We start from the raw sequence: 23,582 nt of genomic DNA, 5'->3' as shown, positions 1-23,582 counted from the left end.
GCGAAACCCCGCACAGAAGACACGTTGCTGTCCTGACTGTCGACCACGCTGCCGCCGTCCGCTGGATCGCCATGCGCGCTGCCGGGCGCAGGGTGGCGATCCAGTTGCTTGTTCGGCATCGGATTTTTCCGAAAGATGGGCTCCACTTTTCGGCCCGTCGCGCTAGCGCTTGACGACGACCTCCTCGCGCAGCGCGCGGCGCAACACCTTGCCGACATTGGTCTTTGGCAGGGTTTCCCGGAAGAAGATCTGCTTGGGCACCTTGTAGCCCGTCAGGTTCTCCTTGCAGTAGGCGCGCAGCTCCTCCGCCGTCAGCGTCTGGTCCTTGCGCACGACGAAGGCGGTGACGGCCTCGCCGGAATGCTCGTCGGGCAGGCCGATGACCGCCGACTCGAGCACGCCCGGATGCGCGGCCAGAACGTCCTCGACTTCGTTCGGATAGACGTTGAAGCCGGAGACCAGCACCATGTCCTTCATGCGGTCGACGACCTTGATCTGCCCGTCCGGCAGCATCACGCCGATATCGCCGCTGCGGAAGAAGCCGTCCGCCGTCATCGCCTTGGCGGTCTCGTCCGGGCGGTTCCAGTAACCGGCCATCACCTGCGGCCCGCGGATGCAGATCTCGCCGGATTCGCCCAGCGGCATGTCATGGCCCTCGGCGTCGCGTATGGCGATCTCGGTCGAGGGGATCGGATAGCCGATGGTGCCGGTGAATTCCTGGATATCCGGCCGGTTGATCGTCGCGACCGGGGAGGTCTCGGACAATCCATAGCCTTCGATGATCGGGCGCCCGGTCACGGCCTTCCACTGCTTGGCGACCGCGGCCTGCGTCGCCATGCCGCCGGCCACGGCGAAGCGCAGCTCGGAGAAGTCGACGTTCTTGATCTCGGGGTGATTGGCCAGCGCGTTGTAGAGCGTGTTGACGCCGGAGATCAGGGTGAAACGGCTCGACCTCAGCGTCTTGACGAAGCCGGGGATGTCGCGCGGGTTGGCGATCAGCAGGCTCTTGGCGCCGATCCGCAGCAGGAACAGGCAACAGCAGGTCAGCGCGAAGATGTGATAGAGCGGCAGCGCCGTGACCATGACGTGCTGGTATTCGCCGCGCCCTTGGGGCGGCTCCAGCACCCATTCCAGCCAGAGCCCGGCCTGCTGGACGTTCGCCGCGACATTGCGATGCGTCAGCGTCGCGCCCTTGGCCACGCCGGTCGTCCCGCCCGTATATTGCAGGAAGGCGACATCCTGCGACGTCACCGTTACCGGTGTCATCCCTACGCCGCCCTGCAGGATCTGCTGCAGCGGCACGGCGCCCGGCAGATTGAACGGCTTGACGACCTTCTTGATCCGGCGCGCGACGAAATTGACGATCTTGCCCTTGAAACCCATCAGGTCGCCGGCCGTGGCGATGACGATCGCATCGACCTTCAGGTTCGGCTTCGCCTCCTCGACGACATGGGCGAAGTTCTCGATCACCACGAGGACGCGCGCCCCCGCATCGTTGACCTGATGGGTCAGCTCGCGCGCCGTGTAGAGCGGGTTGACGTTGACCACGGTGAAGCCGCCGAGAAGCGTGCCGAAGATCGCCGACGGATAGGCCAGGATGTTCGGCATCATCAGCGCGACACGATCCCCCTTCTTGAGCCCCTTGGCCTGCAGCCACCCGGCGAAGGCCTCGGCTGCGCGCAGGGTCTCCGCGAAGGTGATCGTCTTGCCGAAGCTCTCGAAGGCCTGCCTGTTGGCATAGCGCGCGCAGGACGAACGGATCAGATCGACCAGCGTGCCGATCTTGGCGTCGTCCAGCTCCGCCGGCACCGCCGGTGGATAATGCGCAAGCCACGGCCGCGAATCTTGCGTGGCCTGCGTGGCGCCGATCGCGTTCATCATCTCCTCCCTGTCGCCCGGTTACCCGTCATCGCCGGGTTCCGAGCCTTGTCGACATCGTTGGACTGTCATCGTCATAGAGTGCGGAACAGCGAACCAAGGCGCAAGCGCCGGCTGTTCCGCTCCGCACAACGTTTACATATAAACTATCCGAAAGGGATGAAGGCAAGCGAAACCGGAAGCGGCTGACGAACCGGGATGCGGACGATCTCGCCGGGATGGCGAAACCATGCACCCTTGTGCGTCGTTGGCGTATGCTGATTCCACCGGGAACCGAGGTGTCATCCCGGGCTTGCCCCGCGATCCATGCCAGAGCGCTTCCGATAAAGGTTCGGACATGGATATCGCGGCTCTCCGCTTCCGTCCGGCCGGGACGGCATCCTGGTTACGCATAAGCCTCGGCACGCTCTAATGACCCGGCTTGGTCAACAGCCCGTTGGCCTCGTCCAGCAGGGAGCGAACCTCGTCGTCGCTGGTTTGCGAGAAATCGGAATACCAGCTTCCGACGCCCACGAAGTAACGCGGCATCGTCACGCAAACCACCTCCTCAGCGACGGTCTTCATCGCTTCGCAGATCTCCCGGCTTCCGACCGGAGCCGCGACCACGATGCGGGCCGGATGCTTGTCCCGAAGCGCCATGACCGCGGCCCGCATCGTCGCGCCCGTGGCCAGGCCGTCATCCACGACGATGACGGTCCGGCCCTCCAGATAAAGCGGCGCGCGATCTCCGCGGTAGAGACGCTCGCGGCGAAGCAGTTCCTGCTCCTCTTTGGCGGCCACCTTGTCGATCACGTCCTGGGCGATGCCAAGCGCGGCGATAACGTCCCGGTTCAGGACACGTGTCCCCGCCGTCGCGATCGCGCCCATGGCCATTTCTTCATCTCCGGGAAAGCCGAGCTTGCGCACGACGAGAACGTCGAGCGGAGCCTTCAAGGCTCGCGCAACCTCGAAGCCGACGGGCACTCCCCCTCGTGGCAGCGCCAGGACGACGACATCGCCTCGCTCGCGATACCGGCGAAGCCTGTTCCCCAGCTTTCGGCCGGCCTCACGGCGATCGGAGAAGACGGTGGCCACGTGTCAGCCCTCCCCATGCGCCCGGATGCGCTGCCTTTCGAGATTGCGTCCGGCGGCTTCGGAGCCGGGCCGTCCATCCCGGTCAGACGGCCCGAACAAATTCAGCATTCCACGCGAGCCAGCGATGGGGCCAATACCGAAGGCCGACGCGTCATTCGCAGACATTGCCGAACGCCGAGAAGCTGCCTTTTGCATCCCGCCATGACGGTAGCGATCAATTCCGAAGACGGCGGGAGCCGAAGCTCCCGCCACTGCGGTACGGTTCAGGCGGGTTCCCCGTCAGCGCCCCTGGGCGGAAGCCAGGGCCTGCGCGGAGACGACCGCCTCCGCCGGTTTGCCGGCGAGCTCCGCCAGATGGTCGAAGCGTGCGTTGAACGAGCCGACGCCCGAGGTCGCCGAGCGCAGCTCGACGATCAGCCCGGGCATCTCGGCCTCCGGCACCAGCGCCTTGATCTGGTCCCAGCCGCGCCAGCCCGCTCGCGTATCGTATCCGAGGATCTGGCCGCGCCGGGCAGAGATCAGAGCCGATGCGCGCGACATCGCCTCCGACGGGATGACGACATCGACGGACAGGATCGGCTCGAGCAGGACGGGCTTCGCCTGCGGCATCGCCTCGCTCATCGCCAGCCGCGCCGCCTGCCGGAACGCCATGTCCGAGGAATCGACCGTGTGGTAGGAGCCGTCCGTCAACGTGACCTCGATATCGACGATCGGGAAACCGAGCGGCCCCTTCTCGCAGAAGTCGCGCATGCCGGCCTCGACCGAGCCGATATACTGGCGCGGCACCACCCCGCCGGTGATCTTGTCGACGAAGCGAATGCCGTCCCCGCGGGGCAGCGGCGCGACCTCGATCACGACATCGCCATACTGGCCGTGGCCACCGCTCTGCTTGCGATGCCGGCCGCGCGCGCCGGCGTGACCGCGGATGCTCTCGCGATAGCCGACCTGGGGCGAACGGCTCGCGACAGTCACGCCGTAGCGGCCCGCGAGCTTCTCGAGCGCGACACGCAGATGCATCTCGCCCTGCCCGGTCAGACGGGTCTCGCCCAGCTCAGGGACCTGCGTGACCGAAAGCGCCGCGTCCTCCTCCGTCAATCGCTGCAAGGCTGCGGCCAGCCGGACATCGTCCTTGCGGTCTTTCACCGCGATGGCGACCGCATGGACAGCCTCCGGCGGCGCGATCGCGCTGACGACGCTTGCCCGCTGCTTGCCGAGCATGAAGGATTCCCCGGTCCCGATGCCTTCCAGCTTGGCGAACGCCGCGACCTCGCCCTCCTCGGCCGCCGGCTTGCGGCTTTGCTCAGCGCCCTTGAGCGCCAGCACACCGGCAATGCGGGCCTCCACGCCGCCCGACGATGTCACGGTGTCACCTTCGGCCATCCGGCCGCGCATCACCCGCGCCAGCGAGAGCTTGCCGCCCTGGCTCGAATGCCAGGTCTTCATCACCTGGGCGAGCGGAGGCCCTTCGGCCAGGACCCCGGCGCGCCCGCGGGTCTCGGCGAGCCCCGGCGCCTCGTGCCTGAGTGCCTTCAGGAGCCGTGTCACGCCATTGCCGCGCTCCGCCGCGCCGATCAGCACCGGCACGACATGGCGATGCTGCAATTCGCGGGCGAGATCGTCGAAGATGCGGTCGCGCGGCGGCTCCATGTCACCGAGCAGCTCTTCCATCAGCTCGTCGTCATAGTCGGCGAGCCGCTCGAGCATGGAGAAGCGCGCCTCCTTCTCCCGGCCACTCTCATCGACCGCCAGCGGCACGATCTCGCTCGGCGCATGCTCGCGGTAGATGAAGGCCCGCTCCAGCGCGAGGTCGATGAAGCCGACGGCAATGCCGTTCTTCCAGATCGGGATCTGTCGCAGCAGCAGCGGCGTGCGCGAGGCGCGCTGCAGGATGCCGAGCGTCTCCCGGACCCGGCGCGAGGCCGTGTCGATCTTGTTGAGGAAGAGAAAGCGCGGGATGTCGGCTTCCTCGAGTTCGCGCAGGACCAGTTCCAGCGCCGGCGCCTTGCGGTCATCCGCCTCGCAGACGACGACGGCGGCATCGACCGCCGGCAGAACATGGCGCATCTCGTGCAGGAACTCGACAGAGCCGGGGCAATCGACGAAATGGAAGGTGTCGCCGAGGAATTCGACCGTTGCGACGCTAGGCTCCGTGCTCATCTGATGCGCCCGCGCCTCGGGCGCCGCATCGCCGACCGTATTGCCGTTCTTGGCCGAACCCGTGCGCGAAAGCGCGCCGCAGCGCATCAGGATGCTTTCCAGCAAGGTCGTCTTGCCGCTCTGGAAGGGGCCGACGATCGCGATGCATCGCGGCCCCGCGCGCCTAGTACCGCGGGCCGTGTCTCCTCTGCCATTTTGTGCTGCCATGACGTCCTCCTCCGGGTTGGACCGCGAGGACGAAAGGGCTCGCCCCTCATCGTCGCGGATGAAGGCCAGCGCGGCGGGAAGGAAAGCCCCAAGGCGCCGGTCGGGCGGCGGTCGCACCGGCCCGAGCTGGTCGGGCGGCCGTCGAAGAGGCATAGGAGGGGAGGTTCGCGCCGTTCCGCGGCCAGCGCAAGGGATTTATCCGGGGCGCTGCAGTGACGGCAAAGACCGCGGTCGGCCCCGGGCTCGACAGTCGATCAGGGCTTGGCAAGCCGCTCCATGGCCAGCCGCAGCGGCGCATCGGACACCCGGATATAGCCGAGATAGGGGTGGTCCATATCGATGATGAGCACCAGCGCCCCTGCCACGGATATCGCCGACACGAGGAGGAAGACGACCACCGTCGCGTTTCCCGGCGCAAGCAATCCAAAGGATGTGAAGAGCAGCGCCAGCCAGAAGACGATGAAGACGACGAAAACACCCGGAAATCCTCCCGCCTCGGTTTCCGGCCGCGACCATCGTGTCTCCGCGACTTGCCCGGTCAGCTGGAGGGCCCGTGACTGAAGCCAGCGCTGCCCATCCGTCGTCGGTACCAGGTCCCGCAGGCGATCCTGGATCGGCTCGACGTCCAGCCCGTCATTGAGCGAATCGCTGTTCAGCATGCCGTTGTCGATTTCGAGCTTGCGGTGCTCCACGAGCCGGCGGAGCGATTGGCGCATCTCTGCGGTCTCGGGGCCGTAATGCGCCAGGACCCTATCCAGCACCAGGATGCGCGCAGCAGTCGCCCTCAGCTCGGCCCCCGCATCGTCGAAGGAGCGCTTTGCCGATGCAATCAGAAGGCCCAGCGCCAGCGCCGAGAGTGTTCCGATGATCGCCGTGGCCAGCTTGATGGCATCTCTCGAGTCGGGCGTGAGATGGTGCTCGGGAAGCCGGCTCTTCACGAACATCCCGAACAAGGCCGCGCCGAAGATGACGATGAGCGCGAAAATGCCAATCGTGAACGATTCCATCGCGAACCAGCCCCCCACATCAGCCTTGTCTACGATTCCGGTGGCTCCGCAGACACTCTGGACGCCACCATTTGGCGGACGCGGCCGGGCCCTGACAATCCCCTCGGGTTCGGCCTCAATCCCCGCAACGTTGCCGCGCCCTGCTCAAGGCTCGCCGACCCGGCAAAGAACGCCGAAATGGTGACGGAAATGGCGGCCGTCGAGGACTGCATGACCGCGGTCATCGCCGGGTCCATGGCGATCGGGGTCGAATGGCCGGGCAGGCGTGCGGCCCAACCGATCCCCGGCGCACCCAGCACGGCAGGACGGACGGATTCAGGCTCTCCGCCAGCCCTGCTGGAGCCCGGTCAGGCCGTAGGGCACCAGCGCGAAGCCCGCGAGCGCAACTCGCGCGCCTAGAGGTTCCGCCTCTCCCCGCGCAGCGTCGCCAGCCCGATGCCTGCGGCTTCGAAGCCGCCATCGACCGCCAGCACCTGCCCGGAGATGTAGCTCGCGCGCTCCGAGCACAGGAAGAAGATCGACTCGGCCAATTCCTCCTCCAGCCCGTAGCGGCCAAGCGGAATCGCGTCGCGGTAGTCCGCGCGGATCTCGGGGCTGTGCACGGCCTTGGCCATCGCCGTCTCCACCGGCCCCGGCGCGACCGCGTTGACGCGGATACCGAGGCCCGCGAGCTCCGCCGCCTGCTGCTTGGTCAGATGTGCCAGCGCCGCCTTCGAGGTGCCGTAGGCAACGCGCAAAGTCGAGGCGCGCAGGCCCGAGATCGAGGTGATGTTGACGATAGCGCCGCCGCCATTGTCGGCCATCAGCGGCGCGGCGAGCTGTGTCGCCAGGAACGGGCCGGTGAGGTTGACCGCAAGCACCCGCTGCCACTCCTCATAGGTCGTCTCCAGCAGCGGTTTGAACACCGCCGTGCCGGCATTGTTGACGAGCGCGTCGAGCCGCCCGAAGCGCTTGGCGAGCCCGGCAAAGGCAGCCTCCAGCTGCGCCGGATCGGCGACGTCGCAGGTCAGCACCAGCGTCCGCGCCGGTTGCGCGATCTCGGCCGCGGCCCGCTCGAGCCCCGCCCCGTCGATGTCGAGCAGGCCGACCTGCCAGCCTTCGGCGAGAAAGCGCTTGGCGGTGGCAAGCCCGATGCCGCGCGCGGCACCCGTCACAAGGGCGATCTTGGTGGCTTGGTCGGTCATGGCCTGCGTCCGGTCGATGTGGCGTCTCGGTTCGGGCAAGGCTAAGCATGCCGCGCGGATCGCCAACAAGCGAATAGGCGCCGACGCGCTTTGCCGGCATTGCCGCTCGACAAATCCACCGCGCTCCTGTATGGCCGCGCTCTCAACTGAAAACAGCGCGCCGTAACGCCAGCGTGCCCGCACGCGAACACGGCCATGGAGAGACCCATGAACATCATCGAACAGCTCGATGCCGAGCAGATCACCAAGCTCAGCGACGGCAAGAACATCCCCCAGTTCCAGCCCGGTGACACCGTGCAGGTCAACGTCAAGGTCAAGGAAGGCGAGCGCACTCGCGTCCAGGCCTATGAGGGCGTCGTAATCGCCCGCAACGGCGGCGGCCTCAACCAGAGCTTCACCGTCCGCAAGATTTCCTATGGCGAGGGTGTCGAGCGCGTCTTCCCGCTCTTCTCGCCGAACCTCGACTCGATCAAGGTGGTCCGCAAGGGCAAGGTGCGCCGCGCCAAGCTCTATTACCTGCGCGATCGCCGCGGCAAGTCGGCCCGTATCGCCGAGCGCGTCGAGGCCAAGCCGGCCAAGGGCTCGAAGGCAGCCGGCAAGTAAGCCGCAGCCTCAGTGCAAAGAGATTGAAACGCGGTCCTTCGGGGCCGCGTTTTTTTATTGCCCAGGGCCATCTCGACCCATTCCAGAAACGCATATCGCGACGCAATATCCGCATTTGATATGCATCAATGTCGCATATAAGTAAGATAATCATTAGCATGCTATTTATATCAGCGTCATGGACCTCGCCCCGCTTCAGGCCGCCTTCACTGCCGAGCTCGCTGCCGTCAACCGGAAGCTGAGGGCGCTCGTCGACGAGCGCGCCCGCGACATGGGTTTGACCCTCTCGCGCGCCCGGCTGCTGATGGAGCTCGCCAAGGAAGACGGCCCGATCCAGTCCGATCTCGCAGGCCTGCTCGACATCGAGCAGCCGACGCTGGTGCGTCTCCTCGACGGCCTCGAACGCAACGGCATGATCGAGCGCCGCGCCGTCGAAGGTGACCGCCGCGCCCGCCGCGTCTTCCTCACGGAGACCGCCCGCGCTCAGGCGCAGGACATCCTGAACTTCCTCGCCGAGCTGCGCGCCGGCATCCTGCAGGGGATCGCACCCGAGGAGCTGGAAGCGGCGCTCGGCGTCCTGCGCCGCACCTCGCGGAACATCGCCGCCGGACGGAGCGTGGCCCCATGAGCGCGCCCGAAACCACGACCGCCCCGGCCGCGCAACCGTTCGGCCTCACCATGCCGCCCGCCCGTGCGCTCGCCTATATGCTCGCCTCGGTAACACTGGCGATGACGCAGCAGGTCGGCCAGAACATCGTCAACACCAATGTCTACCAGATCCAGGGCGAGCTCGGTGCCACCCTCGCCGAGACCAACTGGCTGATCGCCGCCTACATGGCGCCGAACGTCTCGCTCTCGATCGCGCTGATCAAGATCCGGATGCAGTACGGACTGCGCAATTTCGCCGAGATCAGCCTGGCCGGCTTCGTCTTTGCGACGCTGCTTAACCTCCTCTTCGTCCGCGATCTGCAATCGGCCGTGGTGGTCCGCTTCATGAGCGGCATGGCGGCGGCGCCGATGTCCTCCCTCGCCTTCTTCTACATGATCGAGCCGCTGCCGCCCCCGAAGAAGCTTACTGTCGGGATCTCGCTGGCGCTCACCAACACCACGCTCGGCATCCCCGTGACTCGGCTCATCTCGCCCTGGCTGCTCGATATAGGCGGCTTCCACGGCCTGACCCTGTTCGAGATGGGGCTCGCCCTGCTCGCCTTCGGCTTCGTCTACGCATTGCCGCTGACCTCGCCGCCGCGGGTGAAGTGCATCGGCCCGCTCGATCTCGTCAGCTACCTGTTCATCGCCATCGGCTTCGGCTCGATCGCCGTCGTGCTCAGCCTCGGCCGGATCTACTGGTGGTTCGAGGCGCCCTGGCTCGGCTGGCTCCTCGCCTGCGCCATTCTCTGCCTGATGCTGGCCGCGATCATCGAGCTGCATCGCGACAGCCCGCTCATCGACATCCGCTGGCTGACGAGCCCGACGACTCTGCACTTCGCCGGCGCATTGCTGCTGCTGCGCGTGCTCCTGGCGGAACAGACGGTTGGCGCCTCCAATTTCTTCCAGGCCCTCGGCATCCAGAACGAGCAGACGCTGTCGCTCTATACGGTCATCTTCTGCGCGATCCTGGCGGGAGGGTTGACCTGCGCGCTGCTGCTGCGGCCGGGCCGCGAGAACTGGTTCTACGGTGTGGCGCTGGCCTGCGTCTCGCTGGGCGCCTGGCTCGACAGCGGCGCGACCAGCCTGACCCGGCCGCACGACATCTATCTGAGCCAGGCGCTCGTCGCCTACGGCTCGGGGCTTTACCTGCCGACGGCGATGGCGCAGGGCATGGGCAGCGCGATCGCGCGCGGCCCGGTCTATATCCTGAGCTTCATCACCGTCTTCCTGTTCACCCAGAGCATCGGCGGCTTGCTTGGCTCGGCCATCTTCGGCAGCTTCATCACGCTGCGCACCAGCTTCCACTACCATGTGCTCGCCGAGCATTTCGCGATGTCCGATCCGCTCGTCGCCCAACGCATCGGCCAGCTCGGCGGTAGTTACGGCCATGTCCTGACCGACACGGCCCTGACGCGCGCCGAGGGCGTGGCGCTGCTCGCCCAGCAGGCGACGCGGGAAGCGACCGTCCTCGCCTACAACGACGCCTTCCTGCTCATCTCGCTGCTCGCCGGCCTCGCACTGGCCGGACTCTTCCTCCATCTCGCCGTCCTGCGCCTCAAGGCGCTCTCCGCCACCGCCCCTGCTCCCGCAGCCGGCTGATCAATGCACCGACCATGACCCGCCTCTTCCGCTCCCTTTCGACCTACGTCGCCCTGGCCATCGGCCTCGCCGGCCTCGCCGTGATCCTGTTCGCCTGGCGGCTGCCGCCCTTCGCCAGCGCCATCGAGACCACCGAGAACGCCTATGTCCGCGGCCAGGTCACGGTGATCGCACCGCAGCTCGCCGGCTACGTCGCAGAGGTGCCGGTGCAAGATTTCGCCGCGGTGAAGCAGGGCGATCTGCTTCTGCGCATCGACGACCGCATCTATGCGCAGAAGCTGGAGCAGGCCCGGGCCTCGCTCGCTGCCCAGCGTGCGGCGCTCGCCAATTCGGATCAGGCCCGCGCCTCCGCCGAGGCCCGGCTGCGTGCCGCGGTGGCGAATGTCGCCAGCGCCGAGGCCGCACTGCGCACCGCCGAGGCGAACTGGGGCCGCATCGAGCCGCTGCGCGAGCGCGGCGTCGTCAGCCAGACCAGCACCGACCAGAGCCAGCAAGCGCTCGACCAGGCCCGCGCCTCCCTAGCCGCCAGCAATGCCGCTGCAGAAGTGGCGCGGCAGGATATTCAAACCGCCATCGTCAACCGCCAGTCGCTCGTCGCCGCGGTCGAGGGCGCCGAGGCCACCGTCCATCTCGCCGAGATCGATCTCAGCAACACCCGCATCACCGCCCCGCAGGACGGGCGCCTGGGCGAGGTCTCGGCCCGGCTCGGCCAATATGTCTCTGCCGGCACGCAGTTGATGACGCTGGTGCCCGCCCAGACCTGGGTGATCGCCAACTTCAAGGAAACCCAACTGCCCGGCATGCGTGTCGGCCAGCCTGTGACCTTCACGGTCGATGCGCTGCGCCATGCCACGCTCACCGGCAGGATCGAGCGCTTTTCTCCCGCGGCAGGCTCCGAGTTCAGCATCATCCGGGCGGACAACGCCACTGGCAACTTCATCAAGATCGCGCAACGCGTGCCGGTCCGCATCGCCATCGACCCGGGCCAGCCGCTGGCGGAAGAGCTGGCGCCCGGCATGTCGGTGGTCGTCAGCGTCGACACCTCGCGCCGCTAGGCGATCTGGCGTCAGGCCAGCGTCGCAAAGCGCTCCAGCAGAAGCTCCGCGTCGTCAGCGTTCTGATAGAGCCCGAAGCCCAGGCGCAACCTGTCGCCGCGCAGGTCAACGGTGACGCCCGCTTGTGCCAGTCGTTCGTACCAGAGCGGCGCGTCCGCATGGCGGAACGTGAGGAAATTGCCGCGTGCCGGTTCGGAGAGCGGCAGCATGAGGTTCTCCGGCGCGAGTACGCCACAAGGCCGGCGCGCCAGCCCCTCCGTGACGATACCTTGCAAGGCATGGGCGTGGCCGTGGATCGCCGCCGCGTCGAGGCCCTTCGCGCCGAGCCAGTCGAACACCGCCCCCATGCGGTAGAGGCCGGAGGGATCAAAGGTCGCGCCCATGAAGCGCCAGCCGGTCTCGGCATAGCCGACGCCGCCCTGCGGGCCGGAGAGCGCGCCGAACGAGGCGTACCAACCGGTGTCGCGCGGCCGCATGGCGAAGCCGGGCGGGCAGTGCATGAAGCAGGCGCCCTCGCCCGCCATGGCGTATTTGTAGCCGCCGGCGATGTAGAAGGCCTTGTCGGCGATGGCGGAGAGATCGGTCGGCCGCGCCAGGAAGCCGTGATAGCCGTCGATGACGACGAGACGACCCGGCGCGCCGACACCCGCAACGAGCCCCTCCAGATCGGTCAGCGCATAGCCGGAATTGAACTGCACCTGGCTGACGAAGACCATGTCGGGGTCGCCCGCCTTCGCCGCCGCGATCAGCCGCTCCGTCAGGTCTGCGAAGGGCTCGGCCGGCACGACGGTGAGCGTGACCAGCCCCTCCTCCGCCAGCCGCTCGATCTGCCGCCGGAAGGAATGGAATTCGGCGTCATCAGTCAGGATGCGCGGCGTGCGCTCGCGCGGCAGGCAGGACAGCAGCCGGTTGACGAATTCATGGGTGTTGTTGGCCGGCACGAGCCCATCGATGCCGGGCAGGTTGAGATGCCCAGCCACGCCTTGCGCCACCTTCCGCCAGACCGGGCCAAGCACCTCCTCCCACTTGCCATCGACCAGGCGGGCGGCATCGTCCCAGCAGCGCAGATGCGCCTCGCGCGTGACATCGGGCCAGAAATGATGGCTGTGAGCGGCGAAATGCAGTCGATCCGGCCAGTTCTGGCGGAAATGGGAGAAGTCGGCAGCCAGATCGAAGGGCGATCGGTCGAGCCGAGCGGGAACGGTCGTCGCTGGATCGATCGCCATCGTCACGTCCTGTCCGCCTTGTCCGCATGCCAAAATACTTTAAACTTAAAATATAGGCCGCCTTCGCCTCGTCAAGGCGCGCGGCGAGGAGGTCAGAACGATGGGCACCGGCACAGGCGAGCACCACAGCCGCATCGAACCCGGCATGCAGACGGACTTCAAGGAGCGCATGGATTACGGCTCCTATCTTGGCCTCGATCTGCTGCTCGCGGCACAGAAGCCGCTGAGCGACGCCCCGGACGAACTGCTCTTCATCACCATCCATCAGGTCCAGGAGCTCTGGCTGAAGCTGGCGGCGCACGAGCTCGACGGCGCCATCGCGGCGATCCGCGCCGACCAGCTCCAGCCCGCCTTCAAGTCGCTGGCGCGCGTCTCGCGCATCCAGGCCCAGCTCGTCACTGCCTGGGACGTGCTCTCGACGATGACGCCGGCCGACTACCTGGCCTTCCGCGACGCGCTCGGCCAATCCTCCGGCTTCCAGTCCTATCAGTATCGCGCGCTGGAATTCCGCCTCGGCGCCAAGGACCCGCGCATGCTGGCGATGCACCGGCACCATCCCGAGCATTACGCCCATCTGCAGGCGCTGCTGGACGCGCCGAGCGTCTATGACGAGGCGCTGCGCCTGCTCGCCCGGCGCGGGCTGCCGATCCCGGCCGACTGCATCGAGCGCGACTGGAGCGTGCCGCACGTGGCGAGCGAGATGGTGAAGGCGGCGTGGCTCACGATCTATCGGGACACGCAGCACCATTTCGATCTCTACGAGCTCGCCGAGGAACTGGTCGATCTCGAAGACCAGTTCCAGCAATGGCGCTTCCGCCACGTGAAGACTGTCGAACGCATCATCGGCTTCAAGCCGGGCACAGGCGGCTCCAGTGGCCTGAAGTTCCTGAAGACCGCGCTCGAACGCTCCTTTTTCCCGGAGCTCTGGCAGTTGCGCAGCGAGCTGTGACGCGCAGGCTGCTCACCGCCCACCCCTGCGCCGCGGCGATGACGCTCCTGCGACGGCGCCGATTGTCCGGCTTCATTGGAACTGCTACATAGTGGCCATGTCGCCGTGTGAGCATCAGTTGCAGCGCTTCAGCGCCGTGCAGGGAGAGGGCCATCTGCCGCCCCTGCCGACGACGCAGGATTTTGCCGCGCTGCACGACCATGCCCGCCTGCCGTGGCGCTTCTTCGGCCGCTTCACCGCCTCCATCGCCGCGGGCCTTACCGGCGCCTGAGACCGGCCGCTCTTGCGGCCGGCGACAGGCGACTGTTTTGAGCGCGTCGGAATGACCGGCGCAGCGATCCATCGATATTCCAGATCACAGTTCCCAAGACCGAGACCAAGCCATGACTGCGTCAACAGGCCCCCGCACCCTCTACGACAAGATCTTCGACGATCACGTCATCGATCGGCAGGACGACGGCACCTGCCTGCTCTACATCGACCGCCACCTCGTCCACGAGGTCACCAGCCCGCAGGCCTTCGAGGGCCTGCGCATGACCGGCCGCAAGGTCCGTTCGCCGGAGAAGACGCTCGCCGTCGTCGACCACAACATCCAGACGACCGACCGCTCCAAGGGCATCCAGGAAGAGGAAAGCCGCATCCAGGTCGAGGCGCTCGCGAAGAACGCCAGGGACTTCGGCGTCGAGTACTTCAACGAGCTCGACAAGCGTCAGGGCATCGTTCACATCGTCGGCCCCGAGCAGGGCTTCACCCTGCCGGGCACCACGATCGTCTGCGGCGACTCGCACACCTCGACGCACGGCGCCTTCGGGGCGCTCGCCCACGGCATCGGCACCTCCGAGGTCGAGCATGTGCTGGCTACGCAGACGCTGATCCAGAAGAAGGCGAAGAACATGCTCGTCCAGGTGGACGGCACGCCTGCTCCCGGGGTCGGCGCCAAGGACATCACGCTCGCCATCATCGGCGAGATCGGCACCGCCGGCGGCACCGGCTCGGTGATCGAGTACGCCGGCGAGGCCATCCGCGGCCTCTCCATGGAAGGCCGCATGACGGTCTGCAACATGTCGATCGAGGGCGGCGCCCGCGCCGGCATGGTCGCGCCCGACCAGAAGGCCTTCGACTACCTGCAGGGCCGCCCCAAGGCCCCGAAGGGCGAGGGCTGGGACGCCGCCGTCCGCTACTGGGAGACGCTGCGCTCCGACGAGGGCGCGCATTTCGACCGCATCGTGAAGCTGGACGCCGCCAACCTGCCGCCGATCGTTTCCTGGGGCACGAGCCCGGAGGACGTCATCTCGGTGCTCGGCGCGGTGCCCGATCCGGAGCTCATTGCAGACGAGGTCAAGCGCGCCTCGAAGAAGCGCGCGCTCGAGTATATGGGCCTCTCCGCCGGCACGAAGATGACGGAGATCCCGCTCGACGTGATCTGGATCGGCTCCTGCACCAACGGCCGCATCGAGGATCTGCGCACGGTCGCCAAGATCGTCGAAGGCAAGAAGATCCATGACAGCCTGGACTATGCCATGATCGTGCCGGGCTCCGGCCTGGTGAAGCAGCAGGCGGAGCTGGAAGGCCTCGACAAGATCTTCCTCGCCGCCGGTTTCGAATGGCGCGAGCCGGGCTGCTCGATGTGCCTCGGCATGAATCCGGACCAGCTCAAGCCGGGCCAGCGCGCGGCCTCGACCTCGAACCGCAACTTCGAGGGCCGCCAGGGCTATCGCGGCCGTACGCACCTCGTCTCGCCGGCGATGGCGGCGGCGGCGGCGCTGATCGGCCACTTCGTCGACGTGCGCACGCTGGGCTGAGCCACAGAGGCGGGGACCGCATCATGTCGAACGATCCCCGCGAAACCGCACGCGAAGCCGAGGCCAAGGCTGCGCTCGAGCGCGTCAAGCGCGACAGCGAAAGCCTGCTCGGCTCCTCGATGGGCCGGGCGGCACAGCACTTCTCGGGCGCGGACGCGCCCGAGGGCGACAGGGTCGAGCTCTGGGGCCGGCGCATCGGCCGGTCCCTCTCGCTGCTGGGCGTCGTCGTGCTGGCCTGGTGGCTCGGCCATCAGCTGAAGATCTGGTGACGGATATGGACGCCGTGGTGAACAAGGGCACGGAAATCGACTGGGATGGGGCCAGGGCCCCGTCGCTGGAGGCGTTGGAGGTGCTGGCGCAGGCCGCCTTCGACCGCCTGCCGGAAGAGTTCCGTGCGCTCTGCGCCGACGTCGTCTTCAACGTAACCGAGTTTCCCGAGGACGACGTGCTGAAGGAGCTGGAGGCGGAAAGCCCCTTCGACCTGCTCGGCCTGTTCAGCGGCGTCGGCCTGCCCCAGCAGGGCTATTCGCCTCAGACCGGCCAGATGCCCAACACCATCCATCTCTACCGCAGGCCGATACTCGACTATTGGGCGGAAAATGACGAGAGCCTGGGCGCCATCGTCACCCACGTGATGGTCCACGAGATCGGCCACCATTTCGGCTTCTCCGACGAGGACATGGAAGCCATCGAACAGGCGGCCGGCTGAGCCGGCCTTCACGCAAGGACAAGAACCATGCAGCCCTTCACCACGCTGACCTCGACGCCCGCCCCGATGAAGGTGGTCAATGTCGATACCGACATGATCATCCCCAAGCAGTATCTGAAGACGATCAAGCGCACCGGCCTCGGCACCGCGCTGTTCTCCGAGATGCGCTACAAGGAGGACGGTTCGGAGAATCCCGATTTCGTGCTGAACCAGCCGGCCTATCGCAAGGCGGAGATCCTCGTCGCCGGCGACAATTTCGGCTGCGGCTCCTCGCGTGAGCATGCCCCTTGGGCGCTGCTCGACTTCGGCATCCGCTGCGTGATCTCCACGAGCTTCGCCGACATCTTCTACAACAACTGCTTCAAGAACGGCATCCTGCCGATCAAGGTCACGCCCGAGCAGCTCGACATGCTGTTCGACGATGCCGCCCGCGGCTCCAACGCGACGCTGACGATCGACCTCGAGAAGCAGACGATCAAGGGCCCGGACGGCGGCGAGATCACCTTCGAGATCGACCCTTTCCGCAAGCACTGCCTGCTCAACGGCCTGGACGACATCGGCCTGACCATGGAGAAGGCCTCGAAGATCGAGGCCTTCGAGGACAAACTGAAGCAACGCGCCTGGGCTTGAGGCCGGCGCTTCGGAGATCCACGTCATGGTCGGGCTTGTCCCGACCACCCACGTCTTGACGCCACCTTCGGGTTCAACGCACGAGACGTGGATGCTCGCCACAAGGGCGAGCATGACGCACAGCGCTAAACCACCAGCCCCTGCACGGGCTTTAAGTCCCCCGTTCCCGGAAACACCTTCTCGGCCAGAACCGGCCCGGACAAGCCGAAGAGATCCGCAACCACGCCCTTCGCGACCGCGCGGATGTCGGTCGTGGGCCTGAGGTCGCGGTTCTGGTAGAGCTGTTCGGGCTTGAGCCCCGGCCAGTCCGTGATCATCCGGCCGCCCTTCACCGCCCCGCCGACGAGGAAGGCGACCGTGCCGGTGCCGTGATCGGTGCCGACCGTTCCGTTGACGGCAGCCGTGCGGCCGAACTCGGTCGCGACCATCACCACCGTATCCTTCCAGACCGGCGCCAGCCCGCGCTCCAGCGCCGCGAAAGCCCCGTCGAGCCCGCCGAGCAGATTCGCCAGACGCCCCTTGGCGCCGCCCTCATTGGCATGAGTGTCCCATCCCTCGAAGGCGAGCGCGGCGATGCGCGGCCCGTCATCGGCACCGACGAGCCCGGCGACACCCTCGGCGATCCGGCGCATGCCGTCGGCCGTATCCGGCCCACCGCCGCCCTTCGGCTCAGCCATGCCGCTGCGCCTTGCTACACCCTCCGTCTCGATCGCCTGCTGCAAGGCTGCGGCGAGGCCAGGATCGCGCTGACCGTAGAGATCGGCCAGCCGCATCGTCAGATCGACGCCGGCCCGCGCCATGCGCGGCGGCGCCCAGCCCAGCACCGGCGCCTGTCCGCGCACCACCAGCGGCGGCACGACGCCGACGCCGAGGACGCCCTTGCGCGAGATGCCCTCCCCGGCCGGCAGGCTCGCGATCAGCCGGTTGAGCCAGCCGTTCTCGGTGTGGCCCGGCCCCGGCTGCCCGCTCTCCAGCACATCCTGCCCATCGAAATGCGAGCGCTCGCGATAGCCCGTCGCGGCGGCGTGGACGATCGCCGCCCGCCCCTCCCGATAGAGCCGGGCGAGATTCGGCATTGCCGGATGCAGGTAGAAGAAGCCGTCGAGTGGCAGCGCCGCCTCGGGGCCGTCCTTGGCGAGCGCGATGCCCTCGCGCAGGCCGGCATAGTCGGGATCGCCGAGCGGCGGAACAGCCGAAAGCCCATCGAGCGCTCCGCGCAGCACCACCAGCAGGAAGCGCGGGTCGCGGCTGCCCGGCGCCGCATAGGCAAATTTGGGCACGAAGGACCAGGCGAAGAGAGCGCCCGCCGCGCCGAGCGCGGCGCGCCGCGACGGTGTCATCCGTTCGCAGTCATCGTCATCGTCGTGGTGATCCATCGGCCTCACCTCCGCTGGAATTCGGGCGACATCAGCAGCAGCGCCAGCGCCTGCGGGCGGCTCTCCGCCCGCGCCACCGCCTGCTTCGTCTCGGGCGAGAGAATCGGACCGAGAATCTCCTCGCTCAGGCCACGCGGGTCCGGCACCGCGTTCGCCGCCTGCCGGCCCCAACCGGCGGCGACATCGATGCGCGTCTTGATGCCTTCGGCCGAGGCCCAGGCGGCATTGGTGTCGGCATAGCCGTTCGGCCCGGAGGGCTGCCAGAAGGGCTGCCCCATCGCCGCCAGCGGCCCGGCGATCTGGCCGAAATCGGGTTGTCGGCCCAGCGCCCGATAGGAGGCGATCAGGAACTCCTGCGGCGAGCGCATCTTGCTTGCCGGCGCCGTCCATGCCGCGTTGCTGCCAATCAGCGCCCGGTACACAGCGGGCAAATCTCCGCCGCTCTGGCGGAAAGTCGCGGCCAGAAGCTCGACGAGCTCGCGCGGAGGATCGTCCGCCACGAAATGGCGTACGAGCTTGGTCGCGATGAACCGCGCGGTGGCGGGATGGCGGGCGAGGTCTGTCAGGGCCGCAACGCCCTGCGCCCGGCCCGGCTGATCGTAGGAGCGGCCGAGCAGCGGCGTCACGCCCGGCTCGTGCAGGCCGGCGTTGAAGGCGAAGGAGCCGGGAAAGCCGAGCACGCCCTCGCGCCCCACGACGGTCCAGCCGGTGATGATGCGGGCGAGATTGGTGACGTCCGCCTGGCTGTAGCCGCCGGAGACGCCGAGCGTGTGCAGTTCCATGATCTCGCGGGCGAGGTTCTCGTTCAGCCCGCGCCCGCGCCGCCGGCCGGCGGCGGAATTGGGGCCGACGGACTGGCGGTTGTCGAGGAAGTCGAGCATCGCCGGGTGGCTCTCCGCCGCGACCAGCATGTCCTCGAAGCGGCCGAAGACATGGGGGCGGATCGCCTCGCGCTCATAGCTTCCCGCCATGATCCGGGACATGTTGCTCTTGGTCGCGCCGATGCAGAAATGGTTCGACCAGAACATCACCAGCCGTTCGGTGAGGCCGGTCTCGGCCGCGAGCGCCAGATCGACCCGCGCCTTCACCTCGTCGCGATAGGTGCGATAGGGCAGCGCCGGCTCGCTCGACGCCTTCGGAGCCTGCGCCATTTGGCTCTGCGAAGGAGCCGGCTGCGCGTCGGCCTGCGCCGCGTTGGCGACCTGCATGCCCTGAGCGGGCTGCGGCATAGCCATACGCCTGGCCTCGCGCTCCCGCTTCTCATCGTCTTCGAAAGCGTAGAGTGCCTTGCCAATCTCGGCCGCGCCTGAAAGCAGCACGCCCTGAGGCTGCGCGACGACCCCGGCCGCGATCTCGGCCAGCAGCCGGTCCCGCGCCTGCCGGCGTATCACCTCGCCCTGCCACGGCTTCGGCCCGAGACCAAAGCGCAGGAGGGCCACCGCCCCCGCCTTCAGATCGTCCGGTCCCGCCATGCCGCCGGCCTCCGCTGACCATCCCCACCAGCATCCGCAGCGACTATGGCAAAAAAGCAAAGAGATTCATGACAATTCGGCAATGTTCGACGGTGAGGCTCGGCTCGTGGAACATCCAGACAGCCCGCTCCCGACCCCTTCCAGGCATCGCCCCTGTCCGCATTCGGCAGGTTGCAGCCATTCGAAGAACGGGAAGAATTGACGAAACAAAAAGCACCTGATTCAACTCGGCCGAGCTGCCAGATTACCTCGGGAAACGGGACGACTTCGCCTTGATAGCCAGCAATCGCATCGTCCTCTCCAGCGACCACGCCGCCATTCAGCTCCGGCAGGCTATTGCCGCTCATATTGCGACGCAGGGCTGGGTGGTGGACATCGGACCGACGACGCCGGAGAGCACACACTATCCCAAGCACGGCGAAGCGGCGGCGCGGCTCGTCGCCTCCGGCGATTGCCGGTTTGGCATCATCCTATGCGGCACCGGCCAGGGCATCATGATGGCGGCGAACAAGGTCAAGGGCATCCGTTGCGGCGTCTGTGCCGACACATTCTCAGCCCGCATGATCCGCCAGCACAACGATGCCAACATGCTGTCGATCGGCGTGCGCGTGGTGGGCGAAGGGCTGGCGCTCGATATCGTGGATGCGTTCCTGACCGCCCAGTTCGAGGGCGGCCGGCACGCGACGCGGGTGGCGATGATTGAGGCGCTGGAGGAGTAGCGCCGTTCGTTGCTTCCCGCTTCGGGACATGCCCTGTTGCAGGCAACGGACCAATGTCCGGACGCGCGACGTGGCCGACATTTGACGGCATTCGGAATGCGAAGGAACGGCTGGAACGGCCCTCACGAACAGTCCAATCGCGTAATTCAAATTGATCGGCCGTGTCTGCCTTCGCAGTTTCCTCGGCTAAGCTCTGACGCCCAGAAACGTCAAGTGCGCCTTCCCTAGAGAGCTGCTAGGTTCCATTCGCCAGCATAAGAGCACGTACTGAGTTTAGATGCGCTTTGTCTCCGTAGAACCACCTTGACGAGGAGGATTACGATGACGACCGGCTTGCCTTCGAAGACTGTCACCGGAACGATGCCGCAGGGCGATCATGCCCTGGACAGACGCAAGATCCTGCTGGGCGGTACGACGCTTGCCGCCGCCTCCGCCCTCGGCGCGGCGGCGCCAGTCCAGGTGGCGCAGGCGCAGACGGCACCTGCTACGACCTCCGCTCGTCCGCCGAACATCCTTATTATCTGGGGTGACGACATCGGCACCTGGAACATCAGCCACAACAACCGCGGCATGATGGGTTACATGACGCCCGGCATCGACCGGATCGCACGTGAAGGCGTCTCCTTTACCGACTATTACGGCCAGCAGAGCTGCACGGCGGGCCGTGCGGCCTTCATCAGCGGGATGGTGCCGGTGCGCACCGGCATGACCAAGGTGGGCCTGCCCGGCGCCAAGGAAGGCTGGCAGGCCAGCGACCCGACGATCGCCGCCCTGCTCAAGGACAAGGGCTACGCCACAGGCCAGTTCGGCAAGAACCATTTCGGCGACCAGGATGAACACCTGCCGACGCGGCACGGTTTCGACGAGTTTTTCGGCAGCCTTTACCATCTCAATGCGTCGGAAGAGCCGGAGAACTTCGACTATCCCAAGGACGTGGAATTCCGCAGAAAGTTCGGCCCGCGCGGCGTGATCAAGGCAACCGTCGATGGCAAGATCGAGGATACCGGTCCGCTCACCAAGAAGCGGATGGAGACGATCGACGAGGAGACGGTCGCGGCAGCCAAGGATTTCATCAGCCGACAGAAGGCGGCCAACAAGCCGTTCTTCTGCTGGTGGAACGCGACGCGGATGCATTACCGGACACATGTGAAGGCTGCCAACCGCGGCAAGTCGGGCCAGGACGAGTATTCTGACGGCATGGTCGAGCACGACGCCATGGTGGGCGACCTGCTCAAGTTCATGGACGATCAAGGCCTCGCCAACGACACCATCGTCTTCTACTCGACCGATAACGGCCCGCATTACAATGCCTGGCCGGATGCCGGCACGACGCCGTTCCGCAGCGAGAAGAACTCGAACTGGGAAGGCGCCTATCGCGTGCCGGCCTTCGTGCGCTGGCCCGGAAAATTCCCGGCCGGCACGACGCTGAACGGCATCGTGGCGCATGAGGACTGGCTCATCACGCTGCTGACGGCCGCCGGCATGCCGGACGTGAAGGAACGGCTGATGAAGGGCGATACCTTCGCGGGCCGGAAATACCGCGCCCATCCCGACGGCTACAACATGCTCGACTACTTCAGCGGCAAGGTGAAGGAATCGCCGCGCAACGAGTTCTGGTACGTCAATGATGACGGCCAGGTCGTCGCCGCTCGCTACCAGGACTGGAAGGTCGTCTTCCTGGAGAACCGCGGTCAAGCCTTCGGCGTCTGGCGCGAGCCGTTCGTCGAGCTGCGGGCGCCGCTGCTGTTCCACCTGCGCCGGGACCCATTCGAGAAGGCGCAGCACAACTCCAACACGTATAACGACTGGTTCATGGATCGAGCGTTCGTCGTCGTACCGATCCAGGGACTTGCGGCGCAGTTCCTCCTGTCCATGAAGGACTATCCGCCGAGCCAGTCGCCGGGATCGTTCAACCTGAGCAAGATCGAGGCGCAACTGCGAGGCGCCGGTGGCGACTAGTCGTATCGTTCTGCACGTCGCAACGACGGGGCCGTTTCACAATCACAACGATGCCCCGTCATGTATGTCCAACCTCTTGGGGGGAGCCTTCGGCAGCGCACGGGGTGTGCTGCTCGACCCTTGGCAATGTCCGCTTCCCACCACCCCCAACAGGACGCTCGTCCCTACATCACCACCGTGATCGTTTCGGCCGCGCGCGTCAGCCCCGTATAGAGCCAGCGCGCCCGGTGCTCGCGGAAGGCGAAGCTCTCGTCGAAGAGCACCACGTCGTCCCATTGCGAGCCCTGCGACTTGTGCACCGTCAGGGCGTAGCCGAAGGTGAACTCGTCGGTGTGCTTGCGCAGCTCCCACGGCACCTCCTCCTCGGTCCCGTCGAAGAAGTTCGGCAGCACCGAGACCTTTACCGCCTTGGCGCCGGTGTCGTCCTCCGGCGTCACCCGCATGGTGACCAGCCCCTTCTTCGAGGTCTTGATCTCCTGCACGATCCAGGAGCCGCCGTTGAGCAGGCCCTTGCTCTTGTCGTTGCGCAGGCAGACCAGCTTCTCGCCTGCAACCGGGCTGTTGTCCGTGCGGCCCATGAGCTGGCGGATGCGGGCGTTGTAGTTGCGCCGCGTCTTGTTCATCCCGACCAGGACCTGATCGGCCGTCATGACGATCTCGGGATTGACCTCCTCGCGCCGGATCACGCGGCTGGGGCCATAGTCGCCATAGTCGAGCCGGCCGCCCTCGCGCACGATCATCGACATCCGCACGATCGGGTTGTCCGCCGCCTGCCGATGCACCTCGGTCAGCATCACGTCGGGCTCCTGCTCGGTGAAGAAGCCCCCGCCCTTCACCGGCGGCAGCTGCGCCGGGTCGCCCAGAACCAGAACCGGCGTGCCGAAGGAGAGCAGGTCGCGACCCAGCTCCTCGTCCACCATCGAGCATTCATCGATGATGATCAGCTTGGCCTTGGTGGCGGCGCTCTCGCGGTTGAGCACGAAGGTCGGACTCTCCTCCTCGACCCCGCGCGAGCGATAGATCAGCGAGTGAATGGTCTGCGCGCCATGGCAGCCCTTGTTGCGCAACACGAGCGCGGCCTTGCCGGTATAGGCGGCGAAGACGACCTCGCCGTCGACCGCCTCGGCGATATGGCGCGCGAGCGTCGTCTTGCCGGTGCCGGCATAGCCGAACATGCGGAAGAGCTGCGGCTCGCCGGCCTGCAGCCAGCGCGCCACGGCGGTCAAAGCCGCATCCTGCTGGGGCGACCAGCTCATCGCGAGGGAATCGTCGAAACGGGCATGGCGCAAATGGGGCCGAGTCGCCCCGCGAAGGCAAGCGCAACG

General features: G+C 66.7%; 22 protein-coding genes. 13 read left to right on the top strand and 9 right to left on the bottom strand.

Annotated elements, in window-relative coordinates; translation table 11 throughout:
• Nucleotides 1–162: 162 nt before the first annotated feature.
• From AC1DNE_RS01100 to AC1DNE_RS01085, 4 genes are all read right to left on the bottom strand, one after another.
• Nucleotides 163–1,878, bottom strand: coding sequence for an AMP-binding protein (locus AC1DNE_RS01100; RefSeq protein WP_441469815.1), 1,716 nt, complete (start codon nucleotides 1,876–1,878; stop codon nucleotides 163–165).
• A 408-nt stretch (nucleotides 1,879–2,286) separates the two neighbouring features.
• The gene (locus tag AC1DNE_RS01095) at nucleotides 2,287–2,952 is read right to left on the bottom strand and encodes a phosphoribosyltransferase (RefSeq protein ID WP_441469816.1); all 666 of its coding nucleotides are present in this window, start codon (nucleotides 2,950–2,952) and stop codon (nucleotides 2,287–2,289) included.
• Nucleotides 2,953–3,231: 279 nt separating this feature from the next.
• A complete protein-coding gene (locus tag AC1DNE_RS01090) occupies nucleotides 3,232–5,316 on the bottom strand; it encodes an elongation factor G (RefSeq protein ID WP_441469817.1) in 2,085 nt (694 codons plus the stop codon).
• Between the two features lie 254 nt (nucleotides 5,317–5,570).
• Nucleotides 5,571–6,323 carry a bestrophin-like domain gene (locus AC1DNE_RS01085; RefSeq protein ID WP_441469818.1) on the bottom strand — a complete coding sequence of 251 codons (753 nt, stop codon included), beginning with the start codon at nucleotides 6,321–6,323 and terminating at the stop codon, nucleotides 5,571–5,573.
• Nucleotides 6,324–6,533: 210 nt separating this feature from the next.
• Here AC1DNE_RS01085 and AC1DNE_RS01080 point away from each other — a divergent pair, with 210 nt between their 5' ends.
• Nucleotides 6,534–6,722 carry a hypothetical protein gene (locus tag AC1DNE_RS01080; RefSeq protein WP_441469819.1) on the top strand — a complete coding sequence of 63 codons (189 nt, stop codon included), beginning with the start codon at nucleotides 6,534–6,536 and terminating at the stop codon, nucleotides 6,720–6,722.
• On the opposite strand, the gene AC1DNE_RS01075 is transcribed toward AC1DNE_RS01080, so the two are convergent.
• A complete protein-coding gene (locus AC1DNE_RS01075) occupies nucleotides 6,719–7,507 on the bottom strand; it encodes an SDR family NAD(P)-dependent oxidoreductase (protein WP_441469820.1) in 789 nt (262 codons plus the stop codon). The genes AC1DNE_RS01080 and AC1DNE_RS01075 overlap by 4 nt on opposite strands.
• 207 nt (nucleotides 7,508–7,714) lie before the next feature.
• Here AC1DNE_RS01075 and rplS point away from each other — a divergent pair, with 207 nt between their 5' ends.
• The 4 genes from rplS to AC1DNE_RS01055 all read left to right on the top strand — a co-directional run bounded on the left by rplS (nucleotide 7,715) and on the right by AC1DNE_RS01055 (nucleotide 11,415).
• A complete protein-coding gene (gene rplS / locus AC1DNE_RS01070) occupies nucleotides 7,715–8,110 on the top strand; it encodes a 50S ribosomal protein L19 (RefSeq protein ID WP_441469821.1) in 396 nt (131 codons plus the stop codon).
• A 178-nt stretch (nucleotides 8,111–8,288) separates the two neighbouring features.
• The gene (locus tag AC1DNE_RS01065) at nucleotides 8,289–8,738 is read left to right on the top strand and encodes a MarR family winged helix-turn-helix transcriptional regulator (RefSeq protein WP_476765066.1); all 450 of its coding nucleotides are present in this window, start codon (nucleotides 8,289–8,291) and stop codon (nucleotides 8,736–8,738) included.
• Nucleotides 8,735–10,360, top strand: coding sequence for an efflux MFS transporter permease (locus tag AC1DNE_RS01060; protein WP_441469823.1), 1,626 nt, complete (start codon nucleotides 8,735–8,737; stop codon nucleotides 10,358–10,360). Before AC1DNE_RS01065 ends, AC1DNE_RS01060 begins: the two co-directional genes overlap by 4 nt.
• Nucleotides 10,361–10,374: 14 nt before the next feature.
• Nucleotides 10,375–11,415 carry an HlyD family secretion protein gene (locus tag AC1DNE_RS01055; RefSeq protein ID WP_441469824.1) on the top strand — a complete coding sequence of 347 codons (1,041 nt, stop codon included), beginning with the start codon at nucleotides 10,375–10,377 and terminating at the stop codon, nucleotides 11,413–11,415.
• 11 nt (nucleotides 11,416–11,426) lie between these two features.
• Here AC1DNE_RS01055 and AC1DNE_RS01050 read toward each other — a convergent pair whose 3' ends face one another.
• Entirely contained in the window at nucleotides 11,427–12,641 is a 1,215-nt protein-coding gene (locus AC1DNE_RS01050) for an aminotransferase class V-fold PLP-dependent enzyme (protein ID WP_441469825.1), read from the bottom strand.
• A gap of 100 nt (nucleotides 12,642–12,741) precedes the next feature.
• On the opposite strand from AC1DNE_RS01050, the gene kynA reads away from it, so the two are divergent.
• The 6 genes from kynA (at nucleotide 12,742) to leuD (ending at nucleotide 16,731) form a co-directional block, all read left to right on the top strand.
• Entirely contained in the window at nucleotides 12,742–13,590 is an 849-nt protein-coding gene (gene kynA / locus AC1DNE_RS01045; protein ID WP_441469826.1) for a tryptophan 2,3-dioxygenase, read from the top strand.
• Nucleotides 13,591–13,708: 118 nt separating this feature from the next.
• Nucleotides 13,709–13,861, top strand: coding sequence for a hypothetical protein (locus tag AC1DNE_RS01040; RefSeq protein WP_156134498.1), 153 nt, complete (start codon nucleotides 13,709–13,711; stop codon nucleotides 13,859–13,861).
• 112 nt (nucleotides 13,862–13,973) lie between these two features.
• Nucleotides 13,974–15,392, top strand: coding sequence for a 3-isopropylmalate dehydratase large subunit (leuC, locus tag AC1DNE_RS01035; RefSeq protein WP_441469827.1), 1,419 nt, complete (start codon nucleotides 13,974–13,976; stop codon nucleotides 15,390–15,392).
• 23 nt (nucleotides 15,393–15,415) lie between these two features.
• Nucleotides 15,416–15,661, top strand: coding sequence for a hypothetical protein (locus AC1DNE_RS01030; RefSeq protein ID WP_476765064.1), 246 nt, complete (start codon nucleotides 15,416–15,418; stop codon nucleotides 15,659–15,661).
• Between the two features lie 5 nt (nucleotides 15,662–15,666).
• Nucleotides 15,667–16,101: a metallopeptidase family protein gene (locus AC1DNE_RS01025; protein ID WP_441470033.1), complete on the top strand. Its 435-nt coding sequence runs from the start codon at nucleotides 15,667–15,669 to the stop codon at nucleotides 16,099–16,101.
• Nucleotides 16,102–16,128: 27 nt separating this feature from the next.
• Nucleotides 16,129–16,731 (top strand): 3-isopropylmalate dehydratase small subunit, encoded by a 603-nt coding sequence (gene leuD, locus AC1DNE_RS01020; protein WP_441469829.1) that lies wholly within the window; start codon nucleotides 16,129–16,131, stop codon nucleotides 16,729–16,731.
• A 125-nt stretch (nucleotides 16,732–16,856) separates the two neighbouring features.
• Here the strand turns inward: leuD and AC1DNE_RS01015 are convergent, their stop codons facing one another.
• Together AC1DNE_RS01015 and AC1DNE_RS01010 are read right to left on the bottom strand one after the other, a co-directional pair.
• Nucleotides 16,857–18,107 carry a DUF1501 domain-containing protein gene (locus AC1DNE_RS01015; RefSeq protein ID WP_476765063.1) on the bottom strand — a complete coding sequence of 417 codons (1,251 nt, stop codon included), beginning with the start codon at nucleotides 18,105–18,107 and terminating at the stop codon, nucleotides 16,857–16,859.
• A 5-nt stretch (nucleotides 18,108–18,112) separates the two neighbouring features.
• Nucleotides 18,113–19,579, bottom strand: coding sequence for a DUF1800 domain-containing protein (locus tag AC1DNE_RS01010; RefSeq protein WP_476765062.1), 1,467 nt, complete (start codon nucleotides 19,577–19,579; stop codon nucleotides 18,113–18,115).
• Between the two features lie 272 nt (nucleotides 19,580–19,851).
• Here AC1DNE_RS01010 and rpiB point away from each other — a divergent pair, with 272 nt between their 5' ends.
• Together rpiB and AC1DNE_RS01000 are read left to right on the top strand one after the other, a co-directional pair.
• On the top strand, nucleotides 19,852–20,298 hold the full coding sequence (gene rpiB, locus AC1DNE_RS01005; protein WP_476840883.1) for a ribose 5-phosphate isomerase B: 447 nt from the start codon (nucleotides 19,852–19,854) through the stop codon (nucleotides 20,296–20,298).
• Nucleotides 20,299–20,619: 321 nt separating this feature from the next.
• The gene (locus tag AC1DNE_RS01000; protein ID WP_441469831.1) at nucleotides 20,620–22,257 is read left to right on the top strand and encodes an arylsulfatase; all 1,638 of its coding nucleotides are present in this window, start codon (nucleotides 20,620–20,622) and stop codon (nucleotides 22,255–22,257) included.
• A gap of 164 nt (nucleotides 22,258–22,421) precedes the next feature.
• Here AC1DNE_RS01000 and AC1DNE_RS00995 read toward each other — a convergent pair whose 3' ends face one another.
• Complete coding sequence (locus tag AC1DNE_RS00995; protein WP_441469832.1) at nucleotides 22,422–23,513, bottom strand: ATP-dependent DNA helicase; 1,092 nt, start codon at nucleotides 23,511–23,513, stop codon at nucleotides 22,422–22,424.
• Nucleotides 23,514–23,582: the final 69 nt, after the last annotated feature.

It is taken from the genome of Allobosea sp. 05L423 (assembly GCF_056397745.1).
The sequence above is the reverse complement of the archived record's forward strand: the minus strand, read 5'-3'. Positions and strand labels throughout refer to the sequence as shown.